Raw genomic sequence first — 16,760 nt, forward strand, 5'->3', positions numbered from 1 at the left:
TACCGGCCCCGGCCGGTACCGGGAAGACCCGGAGGGGCTGACGGCGGGCCAGCCCGGACGCCGCCGCCAGCCATCATCCCACCACAGCGGAGGGAGGTGGATCCTCAAGCCACTCGCGTGGCCCGGCTCCCGCGCGACACGCACGACTGGACGCCAATTCCGAACGTGCGTGTACAGCACCGGTGGGGACGGGGGTTGCCCTCCCCCGTCCCCACACTAAACCCCCGTTCACGGTGGGAGAAGAGGCGAACGCACGCCGTCCCCCACCGTTTCCTAGAATTCCCTCGCCCCCGGACTCCCACCGGGAGAGCCGGAGGCGAACCCTACCCAATCGTGGGAGCGCTCCCGGTGGCGGTTCAGGCCCAGCTAGAGGAGACCCTCGATGTCGATACTCACCCGGCGGCGACTGCTGCGGCGCGCCGCGCTCTCGGCCACCGCCACGGCCGCCACCAGCGCCGGGCTCGCCGCCACGGCCGTCGCCGGCACCTCGCTGGCCGGCTGCGACGACTCCCGCGACGACGAGCCGCGCGACCCGGAGAGCCAGCCGGCACCCGATGGCGCCGTGCGCTTCCCGCCCGGCTTCGGCTGGGGCGCCGCCACCTCCGCCTACCAGATCGAGGGCGCCGCCAAGGAGGACGGCCGGGGTGAGTCCGTCTGGGACACGTTCAGCCGCACCCCGGGCCGCGTCCGCAACGGCGACACCGGCGACGTCGCCGCCGACCACTACCACCGGTACGTCGAGGACCTGGACCTCATGCGGGACCTGGGCCTGCGCAGCTACCGGTTCTCCATCTCCTGGCCCCGCATCCAGGCCGACGGCACCGGCGCGCCCAACCAGCGCGGACTGGACTTCTACCGGCGACTCATCGACGGGCTCCACGAACGGGGCATCGCGCCGATGGCGACCCTGTTCCACTGGGATCTGCCCCAGGCCCTGCAGGACCGCGGCGGCTGGGAGTCCCGGGAGATCGCCTACCGCTTCGCCGACTACGCCGACCACGTCTTCCAGGCCCTCGGCGACCGGGTGCCGGTCTGGCTCACCATCAACGAGCCGAAGACCGTCGTGCAGAACGGCTACCTGCAGGGCCACCACGCACCCGGGCACCGCGACCCGCAGGCCGCGTACCTGGTCGCCCACCACCTGCAGCTCGCCCACGGCCTCGCCGTACGCGCGCTGCGGGCGGCCGGCGGCGCCGGCCGGATCGGCCCGGCGTTCAACCTGCACCCCTGCTACCCGGCCGACTCCTCCCCGGGCGCGGCCGAGGCCACCCGCCTGTACGACGGCTACGAGAACCGGCTCTACCTCGACTCCGCGCTCACCGGCCGCTACCCCGAGGACGTGCTGGCCGACCTCGGCCCGGACAGCCGCATGGTCCGCGGGATCCGCGACGGCGACCTCGCCGTCATCGCCGCACCGGTCGACCTGGTGGCCGTCCAGTACTACACACCGATCTACGTGACCGCCGAGGGCGGCACCGTCCGCCGCTGGCCCACCTCCGAGGCGGAGTGGCAGCAGATCCACCCCGACGGCATGTACGACATCCTCACCCGGGTCACCCGCGACTACGGCCCGATCCCGCTGACCGTCACCGAGAACGGCCTGCCCACCCCCGACACGCTGGCCGCCGACGGCACCGTCGACGACGCCGGGCGGATCCAGTTCCTGCGCGACCACCTGGCCGCCGCGCACCGCGCCATGGCCGACGGCGTACCGCTGGAGAGCTTCCACGTCTGGTCACTGCTGGACAACTTCGAGTGGGCCGAGGGCTACGAGCAGCGCTGGGGACTGGTCTACGTCGACTACCCCACCCAGCGGCGGATCCTGAAGCGCAGCGCGCACTGGTACCGGGAGGTCATCGCCGCCGGCGGCCTGTGACCGGCGGCACCCGCCCGGCGCGCCGGACGCCGGGCGGGACACGGTCAGCGGGGCAGCGCCTGCTGCAGCTCCGCGCGCAGCGCCGGGGTCAGCATCTCCCCCGCCTGCTTCGCCAGCCGCGCCATCTCGTAGCCGACCACGCCGATGTCGGCGTCCGCGGCCGCCAGCGTGGCCAGGATGGAGCCGTCGCGCACCTGCATCACCAGGAAGTAGCCGCGCCCCATCTCGACCACGGTCTGCTTGACCACGTCCCCGTCGAACATCTGGGCGGCGCCGGCGGTGATGCTCATCAGGCCGGACGTGACGGCCGCGAGCTTGTCGGCGTGGTCGCGGGGCAGGTGGTCGGAGATCGCCACCAGCAGCCCGTCGGAGGAGACCACGACGGCGTGCGCCACCCCCGGTACCCGCTGCGCGAAACCGCTGACCAGCCAGCTCAGGTCGCGAGCCTCCTGGCTCAAGGTCGTCACTGCTGTCCCCCTTCGGTGATCCCGCGCGCCGGCGGCACGGGCAACTCGGTCGTGTCCTCGGCCTCGGCCTGGCGGACACCGCTGTACAGCCGCGACAGCATGCCGCCGACCGCCTCCGGGTCCGGATCGTGCCGCTTCACGGGTGCCTCCGGCCGGGCCGGCTGGGTGACGGCGGCCAGCTGCGCCATCGGCACCCGCACGGGCAGGCCGCGCTCGTTCGTACCGCCGGTCACCGGGACCGCCGGCGGGGCCGTGTCGTCAACGGCTCCGCCCGGACCCTGCCGGCTCCACCAACCGCCACCGGCCGAGGTGGGCGCGCCGGCCGCCGGAGTGAGCACGTCCTCGGCCCGCACCGGCACCCCGCGCGCCTGCCGCGGCACCGCGGCCTCCGGACGCCGACCCGCCACCGGCAGCTCCACCGGCCCCCGCAGCCCGACGTACCGGCCGTTCACCGGCCCGGCCGGCGCCACGTCCGCCGGAGGCGCGGACGCCAGCAGCTCGCGGGGCAGGCGGACGCGGGCCACCAGACCGGTCGCCGCCGCCTGCAGCCGCACCTGGACGCCGAGCCGCGCGGCGAGATGGCTGACCACGAACAGGCCCATGCGCTCCACGGTCGCGACGTCCGCGGCCGGCGGCGTGGCGAGCACCGCGTTGGCCTCGGCCAGCGCCGTCGGACTCATGCCCAGACCCCGGTCGGTGATCTCGATGAGCGCCCCGCGGGCCTCCTGGACGCCGGTGACCTCGACGAACGTGTCCGGACGCGAGAACGCGGTGGCGTTCTCCAGCAGCTCCGCGAGCAGGTGCACCAGCTCACCGACCGCGTGGCCGACGACATGCAGGTCGACCATGTCGCCGTGGCGCACCCGCTGGTACTGCTCGATCTCGGCGCTCGCGGCGAGCAGCACCGCGCCCAGCCCCACCGGCCGGTTCCACCGCCGGGTCGACTCCGTGCCGGCCAGCACCAGCAGGCTCTCGTCGTTGCGTCGCATGCGCGCGGCGAGGTGGTCCAGCTTGAACAGGTTCTCCAGCTGCTCCGGGTCGTCCTCCTCGCGTTCCAGGTCGTCGAGCAGCTCCAGCTGCCGTTCCACCAGGACCTGGCTGCGGCGGGCGAGGTTGACGAACATGGCGTTGACGTTGCGCCGCATCGTGGCCTGCTCGACGGCGACGCTGACGGCACTGCGGTGCACGGCGACGAACGCCTCGGCCAGCTCACCCATCTCGTCGAGCGAACGGACCACCGGCGCGGCCACGTCGATGGCCGGGACGCCGCCGGTGACCGCGCGCAGCCGGTCCAGGGCGTCCGGCAACTCGATCTGGGCGATCCGCAGGGCCTGGCTGCGCAGCAGGCGCATCGACCGGGCGATGCTCCGCCCCACCAGCAGCGACATGAGTACGGCCGCGAGCAGCACCACCGCGACGACGCTGACGACCAGCAGCGTGGTACGCAACTGGGCGTCGCGCACCGTGTCGGCCTGCCGGACCGCGTCCGCCAGCACCGACGCCTCGATCTGCCGCAGCAGGTCCTGGCGCTGCTCGCTGGCCGACCACCACTGCGCCGCCGGCAGCACCAGCGGAGTGGAGCCGTCCCTCGGCACGCTCTGCTCCTCCAGCCGGGCGGCGGCCAGGAACGCCGGATCCACGGAGATCTCGTCGTACCGGCGGATCTGTTCCGTGGTGGCCGCGACCCGGAACGCGCCCAGCGCGGTGAGCTGCTGCGCCCGCAGGTCGGTCAGCAGGACCCGGTCCTCCACGCCGTACCCGCCGGCGCGCGCGGCCTCGTACACCTGGGCCCGGACCCGCGAGGACAGCTCCTTGACGCGGGCGATCTGCACGTAACGCGCCACCGCCTCGCTGAGCGCCGGCCGCTCCTCGCCGGGGCTGGGCATGCCGAGCAGGTTGAGCAGCGCCTCGACCACCCGGTTGTACGCCCCGACGATGGTATCGCTGCCCAGCACGCCCTGCGGCACCGCCGCCCGCACGGAGCTGACCTGCCCGTACGCCTCCTGCACCTCCGAGTACGCCAGCCGCCACGTCGCGTCGGCCTCGGCGAGCGGCTCGGCGGCCCGGGCGAGCTCGGCCATCGCCCGGTCGGTGCTCTCGTGCGACACCCGCAGCGCGAGGATCGCCGTGTTCGGATCGGCGGCCGGACCCGCCCGCCGCAGGGCACCCAGCTCACCGGCCGAGCGGTCGCGCTCCTGCTGCAGCTCGTGCATCGCGGCGGTGATCTGCCGCCCGACGCCCACCTGGTCGGCGAAGTCACCCAGCTCGGTGGTCCGCCCGACCAGACTCTGCGTCTGCACCGCCGCCAGCACCACGAACGCCAGCGAAGGGATCACCAGAACCGTGGTGAGCTTCGTACGCATGCGCCAGTCGCGCAGCCGAAGCGCCGACGGCCGCCGGTGGGGAACGACCCGGACGTCGAACCGGCGGCGGCGGTGGTTGGGCACCGCGCTCTGCGCCGGCTCCGGATCTGCCCCCACACGTGCCTCCCGCTGTTCCCGCGTCCTCCGACGCGAGGAGCGGAGTCCATCCAACCAGGCCAGACAGCCGTGTCAACGGGCCGAGCGAGCTGCGACTCAGGAAGGTGAGGCCATGTCGTCCGTCCGGCCGATGTCGGCCAGCCGTGGCGCGTCGGCGATCCGCCCGAGCGCGACCAGCGCCGCACCGGTCGCACCGATCTCCGGGTTGCGCTGGTACCACACGGACCGCGGCGCCAGCGTGGCGGCGAAGGCCTGCCGCCACCACCGGGACGCCGCCACCGCCCCTCCACCCAGGACCACCTCCAGCCGCCGGTCCACCTCGGACTCGAGTAGGCCCACGTCGTCGACGACCAGGTCGCACAGACCCCGCATCAGGCCGGCGAGGATCTCCACCGCGGTCGTGCCGAAGCTGAGCCCGCGCAGCTCACCGGTGCCCGCCGGCGCCACGCCGGGCGGCCGGTCCCCGCCGAAGCGCACGTTCGCCGCCGGCCCGCCGTCGACCGGCACCGCGGCCAGCGCCGCCTCCAACACCGGTTCCTCGGGCAGGCGCAGCTCCCGGTTGGCCCAGGCGAACAGGTTCCCCCCGGAGGAGTACGCGGTGCCGGTCACCACGCGCTCGTGGTCGACCCGGTACCGCCACAGCTGCGGCGCCAGCCGGGGCAGCGGCGCGCCCACCGGAACGGTCTGCACCACGCGTACCGCCGCCGAGGTGCCCACCGTCACCGCCGCCCGTCCCGGATCGACACAACCGGAGCCGATGTTCGACGCCGCCCCGTCGCCCACGGGCGCGGCCCACCACGCGCCGGCCAGCTGCGGCCAGCGGCGCGCGTACTCCGGACGCAGCCGCCCGCGCCAGCCCGCCGGCGCCAGCTCGGGCAGCTCGGCGGGGACGACGCCGGCCAGCTCGCACGCCTCCGGGTCCCAGTCCATCGTCCACAGGTCGAGCAGACCGGTGCCGGAGGCCTGGGACACCGACATGGGCGCGGCGTCGAGCAGCGCGCGGAGAACGTACTCGGCCAACCCGGCGAAGCGCGCGATCGGGCGGTCGATCCGGTCCCGCAGCCAGGGCAGCCGCATCGTCCAGTAGCAGCGGTGCCACCAGGTGCCGGTGCGCTGGTGGAAGGCCTGCCCGTCGGCCGGCCCGGGCCGGCCGACGGCCGGCCCGGGCCGGGTGTCCAGCCAGGTGAGCACGGGCCCGAACGGCCGGCCACCGGCGTCGAGGGCCACCACCGAGTGCCACTGCGCCGAGGTCGCCACCATCTCCACGCCGTCCAGGTGCCCACCGGCCGCCAGCTCGTCCAGGCACTCGACCAGGCACGCCAGATAGCGTTCGGCGTTCAGGGTGCCGGTGCCGTCCTCGCCGACCGCGAGGCTCACCCGACGCCGGGCCAGCGCCCCGGGCAGCGCCCGGGCGTCGTCGTCCAGCACCAGGCCGCGTGTCGAGGACGTGCCCAGATCCAGCGCGAGAATGGTCATCGCCGGTCACGTTATCCGGCCAGCCGCCCGCCCGCCGGTCGACGCACCCGCTTCCGCCCTCGACGCCGGCCACGTAGGCTGGCCCCATGCTCGCGCACCTGTCCTGCTGGTGGCCCGCCGATCCGGCGGCCATCCCCCGCGCGTAGCTTCCCCACGCGGCCGCCCGTCGAGGCGGCCGCCGGTCTCACACCGGGCACCGGAGCGCCCCGCCGGGCGGCAACCGGCACCGAGGAGACCCGATGACCCACCTTCCCGCGCTGCTCGCCGACGTCGCCGCCGGCGGCGACCCCGGCCCGTTCGCGCTCGTCCGCCGCGAGGGCGCCGACCACCTGGACCTGTTCACCGGCCCGGTCGACGCGGTGCGACGGCTCGCCGACATCCCGCTGCCCGACGGAGCGTCCGGGCCCCGCACCCTCGCGCTGGTGCCGTACCGGCAGATCGCCGAGCGCGGCTTCGCCTGCCGCGACGACGGCACCCCACTGGAGTGCCTGACCATCGACCGGCACGAACGCGTCGACCTCGCCGCGGCCCTGGCCGCGCTGCCCGACGTCCCGGTGCGCACCCGCGACGCCCGCTTCGACGTCACCGACGAGGAGTACGCCGCCACGGTCGCCCGGGTGCTCGCCGACGAGATCGGCCGCGGCGAGGGCGCCAACTTCGTCGTCCACCGCACCCTGCACGCCACCGTGCAGGGCCCGCCGCTGCGGGCGGCGCTGGCGGCGCTGCGCTCGCTGCTGCGGGCCGAACGCGGCGCGTACTGGACCTTCGTCGTGCACACCGGCACCCGCACGCTGGTCGGGGCCAGCCCGGAACGGCACGTCAGCGTCGACGACGGGCTGGTCATGATGAACCCGATCAGCGGCACCTTCCGGCACACCGGGGCCGCCGCCGACCGGGCCGCCCTGCTGCGCTTCCTCGCCGACCCGAAGGAGGTCGAGGAGCTGTACATGGTGCTCGACGAGGAGCTGAAGATGATGGCCACCGTCGCCGACCGGGGCGGCCAGGTGATCGGCCCGTACCTGAAGGAGATGTCGCACCTCGCGCACACCGAGTACCTGCTGGCCGGCCGTGGCTCGATGGACGTCCGCGACGTGCTGCGGGAGACGATGTTCGCGCCGACGGTGACCGGCAGCCCGATGGAGAACGCGTGCCGCGTCATCGCCCGCCACGAGCACACCGGCCGGCGCTACTACGCCGGCGTGCTGGCGCTGCTCGGCTGCGACGAGGCCGGCCGGCAGACGCTGGACGCGCCGATCCTGATCCGCACCGCCGAGATCTCCCCCACCGGTGAGCTGCGGGTGCCGGTCGGCGCCACCCTGGTCCGCCACTCGACCCCGGCGGGCGAGGTGGCCGAGACCCACGCCAAGGCCGCCGGCGTCCTGGCCGCGCTGGGCCTCGGCCCGCAGGCACCGGTGCCGGCCGCCGGGTCGGTCAGCCGGCTCACCGACGACCCGGAGGTACGCGCCGCGCTCGCGGCCCGCAACGCGCCGCTGGCCCGGTTCTGGCTCGACCAGCGCCCGGCGGACTCGCCCGGCCGCCCCGGGCTCGCCGGCCGCCGGGCGGTGATCGTCGACGGGGAGGACACCTTCACCGGCATGCTCGCCCACCAGTTGCGCGCGCTCGGCCTCGCCGTCGACCTGCGCCCGTGGGACGCACCCGGCCCGGTGCACCGGTACGACCTCGTCGTGGTCGGCCCTGGCCCGGGCGACCCGACGGACCTCGCCGCGCCGAAGATGGCGGCGCTGCGTGACCTGCTGGCCGGGCTGCTCGCCGCCGGCCGGCCGACCCTCGCGGTCTGCCTCGGCCACCAGTTGCTCTGCGGCCTGCTGGGGCTGCCCCTGCACCGCCGGGACGCCCCGTACCAGGGGTTACAGCGGGAGGTGACGCTCTTCGGCGCCCGACGGCGGGTCGGGTTCTACTCGACGTACACCGCCCGGGCGGACGCGGACCGCCTGCACACCCCGTACGGCCCGGTGGAGGTGGCCCGCGACGGCGCGGACGGGGCGGTGCACGCGCTCCGCGGCGCGGGCCTGGCCGGGGTGCAGTTCCACCCGGAGTCGGTGCTCAGCCCGGACGGCGTCGACGTCCTCGCCGAACTGCTGGGCGGGCTGCTGCCCACCGCGAGCGTCGCCCGGGCATGACCCGGGCGGTGCGGGGTACAGGTGGCGGCGACCGGCGGTCGAGGACGGGCCGAGAGCCCCCGTCCGCGACCGCCGGTCCCGCGGCCGTCATGCGGCCAGGCCCTTCTTCAACGCCGTGCCGATCTCCACCGCCCGCCGGGCGGTGAGCGCCGCCGCGCCCAGCGCGATGCTGTCCGGGGCGATCTCGCCGTTGTTGCTGGTGTGCGACGCGCCGTACGGGTTGCCGGCGACGAACTGGCTCGGATCGGTGTAACCGGGGGTGACCACGACCCCGCCCCAGTGGTAGAAGACCGAGAAGAGCGAGGTCAGCGTCGTCTCCTGGCCGCCGTGGGAGGTGGCCGTCGAGGTGACGGCCGAGTAGACCTTGTTGGCCAGCGCGCCCTGCGCCCACAGCGGACCGGTGGTGTCGATGAACTGCTTGAGCTGCGCGGCCACCATTCCGTACCGGGTCGGCGACCCGAAGATCACCACGTCGGCCCAGGACAGGTCGTCGGGCTGGGCCTCGGGCACGTCCTGGGTCTCCAGGTGGTGTGCCTGCCAGCCCGAGTTCGACCGGATCGCCTCGTCCGGCGCCAGCTCACGCACCTTCCGCAGCCGCACCTCGGCGCCGGCCTCGCCGGCGGCCTCGCACACCGCCTGGGCCAGCTGGTACGTGATGCCGGTCGCGCTGTAGTAGATCACCGCGACCTTGGTCTGGGCAGCCATCGGATGTCTTCCTCCCTCAACAATCGGATCAGCCCCGGCGACTACCCGTTACTTGCGACGTCAAACGCCGCCGCCCCGAAAGCGGATGGCATGCTCCATGCCGTGGAGATCCGCGCCGCCCGGCCCGACGACTGGTCCGCGATCTGGCCGTTCCTCCGCGAGATCGTCGCCGCCGGTGAGACGTACACCTGGCCGCGGGACCTCGACGAGGCGCAGGCCCGCCGCCGGTGGCTGGTGCCGCCGCCCGGCCGGGTCCTCGTCGCGACCGACGGCGACGGTACCGTGCTCGGCACGGCGAAGCTGGTCCCCAACCAGGCCGGGCCGGGCGACCACGTGGCCAACGCCAGCTTCATGGTCGCCCCCGCCGCCGCCGGCCGCGGAGCCGGCCGGGCGCTCGGCGCGGCCGTGCTCGACCTGGCCCGCGCCGAGGGCTACCGCGCGATGCAGTTCAACGCGGTGGTCGCGACGAACACCCGGGCGGTGGCGCTGTGGCGGTCGCTGGGGTTCGAGGTGGTCGGCCGGGTGCCGGAGGCCTTCCGGCACCCCACCGAGGGGTACGTCGACCTCCTGATCATGCACCGCCGGCTCTGAACCGGTCCTCAAGATTTCCGCAAGTTCCATCGATGTTCATGCCGTTACTACCCGGTAGCGGGAATCCTGGTCGCACCGCCGCGGCGGGACACGCGACGGTCGACCCGGCATGGGGGGATCGCGCTTCGCCGGCAACGGCGCCGGCGTAGCGCGGTCAGGGGGCGCCCGGGCGCCCCGCCGCTCGCGTCCCGGCGCCTCGGCTCTGTCGGTGGTCGCTCCTAGGCTGACCGCGACCGACCGAGGAGGCCGATGGGCGTGCAGATGACCGGCCGGGCGGCGCTCACGCTGCGGATGGCCAGCCTGCTGCTGCGCCCGCACCCCACCGCCGCGACTGGCACCGTGGCGGACGTGGTGACGTGGTTCGGCGCGATGCAGGCGCAGGACCTGGCCAGCGGCCTGTGGTCGCTCGGGCTGCGGCTACCGGCAGTGAGCCAGGCCGACGTGTCGGCCGCGCTGGAGCGCCGGGAGGCGCTGCGCACCTGGCCGATGCGGGGCACCCTGCACCTCGTCCCGTCCCGGGACGCCCGCTGGATGCTGGAGCTGACCGGTCTCCGCAGGCAGCGGGCCGACGCCACCCGCCGCGCCCAGCTCGGCCTCACCGAGCTCGACGCCGAGCGGGCGGTGGACGTGCTCGGCGACGCCCTCGCCGGCGGCGGCCGGCTGACCCGCGCGCAGTGCCTGGCCACGCTGGAGGCGGCCGGCATCGGCACCACCGGGCAGCGCGGCTACCACCTGCTGGCGCACGCGAGCCTCAAGGGAGTCACCTGCCTGGCCCCCAACGTCGGCAACGAGCAGACCTTCGTGCTGCTCGACGAGTGGGCCCCGGGCCAGCACCGGCCGGACCGGGAGGAGGCGCTGACCACCCTCGCCCACCGGTACGTGCGCTCCCACGGGCCGGTCACCGCCCGCGAGTTCGCCGGCTGGTCGGGGCTGACCCTCACCGACGCCCGCCGGGCCTTCGCCGCCGCCGGTGACACGCTCGCGCCGGTCCAGGTCGACGGCGAGGCCGCCCTGGTCGACCCGGCCCTGCTCGACACCGCGCCCCGCCGCACCGACGACGTCCTGGTGCTGCCCGGTTTCGACGAATACCTGCTGGGCTACCGGGACCGCTCGCTGATGCTCGACCCCGCGCACGCCGACGCCATCGTGCCCGGCGGCAACGGCGTCTTCCAGGCGACGGTCGTGCGTGCCGGCCGGGTCGTGGGCACCTGGAAACGGACGCTCGACCCCACCCGCGTGACCGTGACGGTGCGGCCGCTCGTGCCCCTGGACGAGCGGGTCCGGGCTCGGGTGGAGCGCGCCCTGGGCCGCTACGCCGACTTCCTCGGCCGGGTACCGCGCCTCGCCTGGTCCGGCTGATCCTCGACCGTCAGCCCCCGGCGACGCGGCCGACGAACGGTCAGCCGACAGCTCCGGCCGGTCAGCGCGGCGGCGAGACGTACAGTCCGGTCCGGCACCCCAGCTCCCCCGGCTCCAACCAGACGCGGTCGTACCCGGGCGACTCGATCGCCCCGTCGGGCATCCGGACCAGGAGGAGGCAGTCACGCTCGGCGGGCACCCCCACCGCGGCGACCAGGGCGCCCTCGTGCGTGGCCGTGTCGACGGTGACCTGCTCCTCGGGGAACGCCGCCCGCACCGCCTCCGCGAGCGTGCCGGGCGTGGCGGTGCGCAGCGCCGCGGCGAGCCGGTCGCGGCTGTCCTCGGGCAGCCTCGGGACCGGCGCGGCCGTGGGCACCGGAGGTGTGGCCACCGCAGGGCAGTCGATCTCGTGGTACGAGGTGTACCGGTACAGCTGGAGCACGTAGCGGTAGCACCGCGTCGCCTGACCGGCGGAGTGGCCCCGGGCGCCGAAGCTCACCGGCTCCTCCTCGGCCACCCGCACGACGAACCGTACGTCGATGGTGGCCTGCTCGCTCCCGGCGGTGCGACCCGTCCAGGCCACCGGCTCGCGCCGGACGGTCGAGCCGGTGCCCTCCTGGGGGATCTCGGTCGCGGCGACGTACTCGGCATCCCGTACCCGGTTGCGGTGACCGAGGTCGTCACCGAGGCGCTCCGCCTCGGCCGCCGCCATGTCCCGGGCCACCAGGTCGCCGTCACGGTCGCCCGCACACCCGCCCAACGTCAGCACGGCCAGCGACAGGGCGACGACGGGCCGGCGTACCAGGGCGACTCCCGCCCGTCGCCGCGCTCCGGCCGGCGACTCAGGCAGCGACATCCGCGTCCCCGTCCACGGCGACACCGTACCGCCGGCATCGCGAGCCCGGGATCCCGCCCGTCGGCTCGCCGGGACGCCGTCCCGCGTACCCGAACCGGCCGTGCGGTACGGTGCCGCCGGAAATCGTCAGCCGGCGCGGACGACGCTTACCCATCGAAGGAGCCGCTGTCGTGGGCATGGTGTTGATCGGGCGCCGGTTGCCGGCCGAGGAGCTTGCCGCGGTGCGCGCCGACCCGACCGTGGTCGACACGCTGCTGTACGGCGACCTCGACGACGACGACGCCGAGATGCCCGAGCCGGAGCTGGATCTGGACAAGTCCTGGCACGGCCTCCACTACCTGCTCACCGGCAGCGCCTGGGAGACCGGCGCGGGCGCGGGCGCCGGCGCGGCGCTCCTCGGCGGTGAGGAGATCGGCCAGGATGGTGGCTACGGCCCGGCCCGGCTGCTCGACCCGGCCACCGTCCGCGTCGTCGCCGGGGCACTCGACGCGCTGGACGTGGAGACGCTGCGCACCCGCTTCGATCCGCAAGCAATGGCGGACGCCGACATCTACCCCGCCATCTGGGCCGAAGGTACGGCGGCGTTCGACGGCTACCTGGCGCCGCACTTCGCCGAGCTGCGCCGGTTCTACGCTTCCGCGGCCCGGGATGGCCACGCTGTCCTGCTGGTCATCACCTGAGGCAGCCGCCGGCTCACCCCGCTGCCCGCGCAGCAGTGGCTGCGCGAGTGGATCCTTCAAGCGGGAGGCGACCGTGCTGCGCTGGTTCGAGCTGACCCATCTGCCCCGCGCGCGGATCACACCGACGAGCCGAGGCAGAACCTGGTTGCCGGTCGCGGATGACCACGCATAGCGTCGGCCCGCGTCGCTGATCGTGTTCCTGGATGGACAGTGGTATCTCGATCCCGAGGGAGAGGTCCGGGGCGCGATAGTCCTGGACAATCTCATCCACCGTGGCGACATTCCGGTCACGATTGGCCTGTTCGTCGACCCGGGCATCCGTGTCGGCACCGAGCATCCCAAGAACCGCAACGTCGAATACGATGCGTTCGATGATCGCCTGGTCACCTTTCTGCTGACCGAGATCATCTCGCAGGTCGCGCAGCACTACGCAATCACCGACGACCCAGACCAGTGGGGCATTTGTGGCGGTAGCAGTGGCGGCAACGGCGCATTCACCGCTGCGTGGCTCCGCCCGGACAGGTTCCGTCGCGTGATCTGCTGCCTGTCCAGCTTCGTACAGATGCCCGGGGGAAACCCCTACCCTGACCTGATCCCCAACGTGCCACACAAGCCGATCCGGATCTTCATGCAGGCCGGCCACCGGGACCTGCACTGGAACGAGTCCCGCGGGAACTGGCTCGCCAACAACCTGCGCGTCGCAGCCGCTCTGGCCGAAGCCGGCTATGACTTCCGACTCGTGCTCGGCGATGGCGGCCACAGCCCCAACCACGGCGGCGTCCTCCTGCCCGACGCGCTGCGCTGGCTCTCCCGGCCCACCGCTGCCTGAGCAGGAAGCGCCCACGCCCAGTGCTCCCGTGGGTACCGATGTCGTTGCCCTCGCCGCTGCGGCCTGCGATGCTCCGCGACATGTCGTTCCCGCCGGCCACGCGCACCGAAGACGTCACCCGCCAGCCGCTCCGCGCCCAGTTCGAGGCGTTCCTCGACGAGCACCGCCGGGCGCTGCACGACTGCCTGGACGGGATCACCGAGGAACAGGCCCGACGGTCCCTGGTGCCCTCCCGGACCACCCTGCTCGGCCTGGTCAAGCACGCCACGTTCGTGGAGAGGGTCTGGTTCGACGAGGCCGTCACCTGCCGGTCCCGCGCCGAGATCGGGATCCCCGCCACCCCGGACGAGTCGTTCATCCTGGCCGACGACGACACCATCGCCAGCGTCCAGCAGGCGTACCGTGAGGCGTGCGCGGCCTCCCGCCGCGCGACGTCGCCGCTCGGGCTGGACGACCTGCTGCACGGGAACCGGCGCGGGCCGCTGCCGCTGCGCTGGGTGCACCTCCACGTGCTGCGGGAGCTCGCCCAGCACTGCGGGCACGCGGACATCCTGCGCGAGCAGATGTTGGCCCGGTAAGGCGACGAGGGGGCGGATGCGGCTGGAGGACGCATGGCACTGGGGCGGGTACTGGTGGTGGGTCTGGATCCGGCCCGGATCCCGGGATGGGATCCGGCGCCTGTCCAGGCGGCGATAAGGCGCGGCCAGGCCCGCTTCGCCGATCACGGCATCGAGGCGGACCTGTGCCTGGTGGCGCTCGACGACAACGCCGAGGCAGCGATCGTGGCGGCGTTGACCAGAACGGACTACGCCTGTGTGGTGATCGGGGGCGGCATCCGCAAGCACGAGCCGTTGCTCGAGTTCTTCGAGAAGGTGGTCAACCTGGTTCGGCAACACGCTCCCAGCGCGGCCATCGCCTTCAACCGCAGCCCCGACGACACCGCCGACGCTGCACTCCGGTGGCTGCGTCGGGCCCCGAACCCGTCCTAGGCGTAGGGATCCCGGGGCTGAATGTCCCGGAGCCAGGCGGGACGCGTCCCCCACGAGTTGGTCTCCGTGCTCCCCCATTCGCAGGCCGGCCCCAGGTCCTGATGGATCACCAGGGTCGAACGATCAGGAGCGCTCGCCAACAGTTCGAGGTCCTCGGCGTAGCGAACGAGCAGCTGCGTCCAGGACGGGGCCAGCACGTCCCACGAGGAGCACTCGACATCGACGCGAACCACCTGTCCGGGAGTCCCGCCCGGTGCCGGGTCGAAGTCGAGCAGCCAGTGCACGTCGCCGTTCATGTCGCCCACCATCACCGCACCCGACGAACCCACGATCGGCCGTACCGGCCCGTTCAGGAAGATCTGCCCCTCGTCGGCCAGGTACGCCCAGACCCGGGGATCGTCGAAGACCGGATCGGGAGCGTAGTTGTCGCGCCACATCCGGGTCGCCTCGACGACCTGCCCGGTGTCGTAGAGGTGCTCCAGCGGTACCGGACTGGGCTGACCCGAGCCGGGGGACGTCCAGCTCGTTCCGTTGTGGATGCGGAGACTGGCGCGGAAGTCCGGCGACAGCGTCACGGCCAGGGCAGCCTCCACCGCGTCGATCGCCGGCGCTTCGGCCGGTGCCGCGAGTTGCCCGAGGGATGCCGGCAGGACATGGCTCAGGACGGCCTCGACCCGTGCCCAGGCGTCGGCAACGCGCTCGTCGATGGTGTCTGCCACGGCGCGCAGTCTAGATTCTTCTGCGCGGGCGCGCGGAGATGGCCGTTCGGTCCATGACGCGGCCTACCCGATGGACTGCACCTCGCGCGGTAGCGTTTCTCACCAGTCACCTGGACCGTCTGTTCAGGTCGTAGGTCACCGCGGCCGGTCATACGTTGGTATCGGAAAGGCCCGATTAGTTCTCACCACGGGAGCGGTCAACACTGCCATGACGACCACACACACGCTTGCGACGCCCGAGGTCGACCTCGTCTACGACGTCCGCGGTCCGCTGCCGACCGCCGACGGACGCCCGCCGCTGTTCATGATCGGCCAGCCCATGGACGCCAGCGGCTTCGCCGCCCTGGCATCGCACTTTCCGGACCGCACGGTGGTGACCTACGACCCGCGTGGGCTCGGCCGCAGCCGGCGCAAGGACGGCCGGATCGACAATGATCCCGCCGTCCAGGCCGGCGACGTGCACGCCGTGATCGAGGCGCTCGGTGCCGGCCCGGTCGAGATGTTCGCCAGCAGCGGCGGCGCGGTGACCGCGCTCGCGCTCGTCGCCGCCCACCCGCACGACGTGACCACCCTGGTGGCGCACGAGCCGCCGCTCATCCGGTTGCTCCCGGACGCCGAGGCAGCCCAGCGTGCCAGCGACGGCATCCGGGACGCGTACGAGGCGAAGGGATTCAACGCCGGCATGGCCGCCTTCATCGCCATGACCTCGTGGCGAGGCGAGTTCACCGACGACTACTTCGCTCAGGGCGCGCCCGATCCCGCCGCGTTCGGGATGCCGAGCGAGGACGACGGCCGCCGTGACGATCCCCTGCTCTCCGACCGGTCCTGGGCGGTCAGTGGTTACCGCCCCGACCTCGACGCGCTCGCCGCGGCGCCGACCCGCATCGTGATCGCCGTCGGCGAGGAGACGCTGGACACCCTCACGGCACGGACCGCGGTGGCCACCGCCGAACTGCTCAGCCAGCAGCCGGTCGTGTTCCCGAGCCACCACGGCGGCTTCCTCGACGGCGAGTTCGGCTATGCCGGCCAGCCGGAGGCCTTTGCTCGCAGGCTGCGCGAGGTCCTCGACAACCGCATCTGAGCTCAGCCTTCCCGCTCGGCCGACCGGCCGTCGCCGGCTTGGGTCACGCCCAGCCTCCGGGCGACCTGTTCGATGGCGACCAGGTCCTCCGGGGCGAGCCGATCGATGAAGTGGCGTCGCACCGACTCGACGTGGGCCGGTGCGGCGTCTTCGAGCGCGTCCAGGCCCTGCGCGGTGAGCACGAGGAAGCAGCCTCTGCCGTCGGCCGGGTCGGGTTCGCGGCGCAGGAGGCCGCGCGCCTCCATCCGGGTGGCGTGGCGGGACAGTCGGCTGCGGGACCAGCCCATCTTGTCGGCCTGCTCGCCCAGCGTGCTGGTGTGGCCGGGCCGCTCCGACAGGGTGCTGAGCACCTCGTAGTCGGGCTCGGAGAGACCGATCGCGGCCAGGTCGCGGGCCGTGCCGGTCTGGACGGCGACCATCACGCGCAGGAACGCCCGCCACGCCCGCTCCTCGTCCGGGTTCAACCAGCGTACGGCCCCGGCCGGCGGCTTCGTTGACATGGAATCAATCT

The 16,760-nt window shown here is 73.7% G+C and carries 16 protein-coding genes; 9 read left to right on the plus strand and 7 right to left on the minus strand.

What is annotated here, in order from left to right:
- The first annotated feature begins 382 nt into the window (after window positions 1-382).
- Window positions 383-1,876 carry a GH1 family beta-glucosidase gene (locus EV376_RS25670; RefSeq protein ID WP_130327320.1) on the plus strand — a complete coding sequence of 498 codons (1,494 nt, stop codon included), beginning with the start codon at window positions 383-385 and terminating at the stop codon, window positions 1,874-1,876.
- Window positions 1,877-1,920: 44 nt separating this feature from the next.
- Here EV376_RS25670 and EV376_RS25675 read toward each other — a convergent pair whose 3' ends face one another.
- From EV376_RS25675 to EV376_RS25685, 3 genes are all read right to left on the minus strand, one after another.
- On the minus strand, window positions 1,921-2,343 hold the full coding sequence (locus EV376_RS25675; protein WP_130327322.1) for a roadblock/LC7 domain-containing protein: 423 nt from the start codon (window positions 2,341-2,343) through the stop codon (window positions 1,921-1,923).
- Complete coding sequence (locus EV376_RS25680; protein WP_130327324.1) at window positions 2,340-4,823, minus strand: nitrate- and nitrite sensing domain-containing protein; 2,484 nt, start codon at window positions 4,821-4,823, stop codon at window positions 2,340-2,342. The genes EV376_RS25675 and EV376_RS25680 overlap by 4 nt, the downstream gene beginning before the upstream one ends.
- Window positions 4,824-4,919: 96 nt before the next feature.
- Entirely contained in the window at window positions 4,920-6,299 is a 1,380-nt protein-coding gene (locus EV376_RS25685) for a gluconokinase (RefSeq protein WP_130327326.1), read from the minus strand.
- 239 nt (window positions 6,300-6,538) lie between these two features.
- Between EV376_RS25685 and EV376_RS25690 the strand changes: the two genes are divergently transcribed.
- Complete coding sequence (locus EV376_RS25690) at window positions 6,539-8,440, plus strand: chorismate-binding protein (RefSeq protein ID WP_130327328.1); 1,902 nt, start codon at window positions 6,539-6,541, stop codon at window positions 8,438-8,440.
- Window positions 8,441-8,527: 87 nt separating this feature from the next.
- Here the strand turns inward: EV376_RS25690 and wrbA are convergent, their stop codons facing one another.
- On the minus strand, window positions 8,528-9,145 hold the full coding sequence (wrbA, locus tag EV376_RS25695) for an NAD(P)H:quinone oxidoreductase (protein ID WP_130327329.1): 618 nt from the start codon (window positions 9,143-9,145) through the stop codon (window positions 8,528-8,530).
- 90 nt (window positions 9,146-9,235) lie between these two features.
- Here wrbA and EV376_RS25700 point away from each other — a divergent pair, with 90 nt between their 5' ends.
- On the plus strand, window positions 9,236-9,736 hold the full coding sequence (locus EV376_RS25700; RefSeq protein WP_130327331.1) for a GNAT family N-acetyltransferase: 501 nt from the start codon (window positions 9,236-9,238) through the stop codon (window positions 9,734-9,736).
- 249 nt (window positions 9,737-9,985) lie between these two features.
- A complete protein-coding gene (locus EV376_RS25705) occupies window positions 9,986-11,095 on the plus strand; it encodes a winged helix DNA-binding domain-containing protein (RefSeq protein ID WP_130327333.1) in 1,110 nt (369 codons plus the stop codon).
- 61 nt (window positions 11,096-11,156) lie between these two features.
- Here the strand turns inward: EV376_RS25705 and EV376_RS25710 are convergent, their stop codons facing one another.
- Entirely contained in the window at window positions 11,157-11,951 is a 795-nt protein-coding gene (locus EV376_RS25710; protein ID WP_486482805.1) for a hypothetical protein, read from the minus strand.
- Between the two features lie 176 nt (window positions 11,952-12,127).
- On the opposite strand from EV376_RS25710, the gene EV376_RS25715 reads away from it, so the two are divergent.
- The 4 genes from EV376_RS25715 (at window position 12,128) to EV376_RS25730 (ending at window position 14,449) form a co-directional block, all read left to right on the plus strand.
- Window positions 12,128-12,631, plus strand: a complete 504-nt coding sequence (locus EV376_RS25715; protein ID WP_486482934.1) for a YfbM family protein — start codon at window positions 12,128-12,130, stop codon at window positions 12,629-12,631.
- Between the two features lie 187 nt (window positions 12,632-12,818).
- Window positions 12,819-13,460, plus strand: coding sequence for an alpha/beta hydrolase-fold protein (locus EV376_RS25720; protein WP_207228609.1), 642 nt, complete (start codon window positions 12,819-12,821; stop codon window positions 13,458-13,460).
- Window positions 13,461-13,540: 80 nt separating this feature from the next.
- Window positions 13,541-14,038, plus strand: coding sequence for a DinB family protein (locus EV376_RS25725; RefSeq protein WP_130327337.1), 498 nt, complete (start codon window positions 13,541-13,543; stop codon window positions 14,036-14,038).
- A 33-nt stretch (window positions 14,039-14,071) separates the two neighbouring features.
- The gene (locus EV376_RS25730; RefSeq protein ID WP_130327339.1) at window positions 14,072-14,449 is read left to right on the plus strand and encodes a hypothetical protein; all 378 of its coding nucleotides are present in this window, start codon (window positions 14,072-14,074) and stop codon (window positions 14,447-14,449) included.
- Here EV376_RS25730 and EV376_RS25735 read toward each other — a convergent pair.
- Entirely contained in the window at window positions 14,446-15,168 is a 723-nt protein-coding gene (locus EV376_RS25735) for an SMI1/KNR4 family protein (RefSeq protein ID WP_165438119.1), read from the minus strand. The genes EV376_RS25730 and EV376_RS25735 overlap by 4 nt on opposite strands.
- A 208-nt stretch (window positions 15,169-15,376) precedes the next feature.
- On the opposite strand from EV376_RS25735, the gene EV376_RS25740 reads away from it, so the two are divergent.
- Window positions 15,377-16,249, plus strand: a complete 873-nt coding sequence (locus EV376_RS25740; protein WP_130327343.1) for an alpha/beta fold hydrolase — start codon at window positions 15,377-15,379, stop codon at window positions 16,247-16,249.
- A 2-nt stretch (window positions 16,250-16,251) separates the two neighbouring features.
- On the opposite strand, the gene EV376_RS25745 is transcribed toward EV376_RS25740, so the two are convergent.
- A complete protein-coding gene (locus tag EV376_RS25745) occupies window positions 16,252-16,749 on the minus strand; it encodes a MarR family transcriptional regulator (RefSeq protein WP_130327345.1) in 498 nt (165 codons plus the stop codon).
- Between the last annotated feature and the right edge of the window lie 11 nt (window positions 16,750-16,760).

The organism is Micromonospora sp. CNZ295, from assembly GCF_004217535.1.